The sequence below is a fragment of the Trabulsiella guamensis ATCC 49490 genome (assembly GCF_000734965.1).
GTDB classification, from domain to species: Bacteria; Pseudomonadota; Gammaproteobacteria; order Enterobacterales; family Enterobacteriaceae; genus Trabulsiella; species Trabulsiella guamensis.
In genome coordinates this window covers 1-1,910 of record NZ_JMTB01000007.1, presented here as the reverse complement: position 1 = coordinate 1,910, position 1,910 = coordinate 1, and the positions used below count along the sequence as shown (strand labels likewise).

The 1,910-nt window shown below is 51.0% G+C and carries 3 protein-coding genes and 1 pseudogene; all 4 read left to right on the top strand.

Annotated elements, in window-relative coordinates:
* The coding region (locus GTGU_RS26960; RefSeq protein ID WP_425427378.1) for a DUF7446 family protein at positions 1-159 on the top strand (159 nt) is incomplete at its 5' end.
* A 32-nt stretch (positions 160-191) separates the two neighbouring features.
* Positions 192-572, top strand: a pseudogene (locus GTGU_RS00725) (ead/Ea22-like family protein); the annotation flags it as partial.
* The gene (locus tag GTGU_RS00720) at positions 572-817 is read left to right on the top strand and encodes a hypothetical protein (protein ID WP_038153433.1); all 246 of its coding nucleotides are present in this window, start codon (positions 572-574) and stop codon (positions 815-817) included. The pseudogene GTGU_RS00725 and the gene GTGU_RS00720, both read left to right, overlap by 1 nt.
* Positions 814-1,827, top strand: coding sequence for a DUF551 domain-containing protein (locus GTGU_RS26455; protein ID WP_245609576.1), 1,014 nt, complete (start codon positions 814-816; stop codon positions 1,825-1,827). The genes GTGU_RS00720 and GTGU_RS26455 overlap by 4 nt, the downstream gene beginning before the upstream one ends.
* Positions 1,828-1,910: the final 83 nt, after the last annotated feature.

Below are 1,910 nucleotides of genomic sequence, written 5' to 3'. Positions count from 1 at the left end.
TGTATGCGTATCGGCAATGACCGTGGACGTGATGTAACCAACGAAGCCGCGCAACTCGTGTGGCAGTTGGTGATGGCGGAGGGTGGTGAAATTGGCTGGGAGCTTGATGATGGTTCTCGCATGATTTTGAAGGCTGAAAAACTGGAGGCCGTCCAATGAGCAACATCGACAAACGCGCATTACGTGAAGACGCCGCCAACCCCGCCACCGTGCTGGCGCTGCTGGATGAGCTGGAAGCCGCAGAGAAGCGCATCACCGAATTACAGAGTGAGAATGAATATATTCGCAAGCGTTTTAAAGAAGTCGATCTGCTGCTTGGTAAAAATTTGCTGGTAATGAAGGCTGCAATTATCGAATGGCAGGGAACTGGCGACGCTAAGAACGGCCTGACATGGATTTACAACACGCTGTTTGGTCCCGGTGAACTACCCAGCGAGGATGAGAAAGACGCTCAGGCCTGGTTTGACCGGGAATACGAGCCACTCGACAAAGAGCTGATGGAACTGCACCGGTGGTTTTGGGAACAAAGCGAGGCTGAACGTGCCGCCGCTGGCATCGGTAAGGGGAAGTGATGGGTAAGGTAACTTTTGTCGTCGATTTCAATGATGGTGAAGAGCCGGCGGTATCAATGGCAACCGAGGTTCTGGGTGGTCGTCTTTCTGCTGTTTTATTGGCTGACTATCGCGATGACTTTTTCACCGAAGAAGAGGTAGATATGGTTCGTTCTGCATTCGATTATGCGGCGCTGACTACTTCTGAAGATGAGGAGGAATCACAGGATGAAATCATCAAGAAAATGGAGCTTATGACGCTATGACCAGAGCAGAAATTGAGCACTATCTGCACGCGGCAGAACAGGTGCAACTCAACGGCTTCGATAAAGGGAAACGCGTCACTGTTACACCTGAGCACATGGTTGATCTGGCGCGTATCGCGCTGGCATCGCTCGAAGCGGAGACTGTGGCGTATGTCATCCAAGATAGGTATGAACGCCAAAACGATTATCCAGGACATTTAAGTCGCAGTCACGTAACTAAATATGTTAGCGACGATGATATTCAGGAACACGAAATAACCTGTACGCCGCTATTCGCCGCCCCGCCAGCGCCGGTATCTGTGCCGGATGATTACTTCTCATCGCTCGTAGCCGCAGCGCGAGTACGGGCCGATAAAGCGATGCGCAAATTTCCTCAGCCCAACTATGTGCTGAACAAGGTCGCTGAGGAAAGTGGCGAGGTTATCAAGGCAGTAATTCACTTCACCGAGGGTCGGGAAGAATGGCGAAACGTCGAGGGTGAAATTATCGATAACCTAGCGATGCTTATTCGATTAGTGCAGGAAGGCGATCAGGTTATTGGTTTTACTCCGCCTACACACTGCCGCGCCGCCATGCTTCAGAGTGCCGAATCTGTAACGACGGCTTACAAGTTGCCAGCTAATACGCCATGCAAGGAAGCGCCAGAGCATATCTGGCTTCAAACCGCTGGAGTATGGCCGGAGAACGGCGAGTTCAGCGAGTTAACATGGTGCAGCGACAATCAGCATCAGGACGACACGCTATATGTTCGCGCCGACATTGTGTCTGGCAACTCTCCGGTGATTCCGGATGGCTGGGTTAAATGCAGTGAGCGGATGCCGGAAAAAGATGGAAAATATCTCGTTGCTTCTTCTTTCGGTATCGTTACTGCTTGGTTCGATCCTGCGTGGAGTAACAAGTTTCAGGATTGCGATACAAATTGCGATGAGGGAATGGAAGATTTCGAAGGAAAAATTTTCATCGTAACCCACTGGCAGCCTCTGCCAGCAGCACCGCAGCAGGAGGAATGATGTCAAGTAAAAGACGTATCCGGCGAAAACAGTGCGGACATAAGCGACGGCACAAAACTGCCGATAATGCGCTGATTGAACTG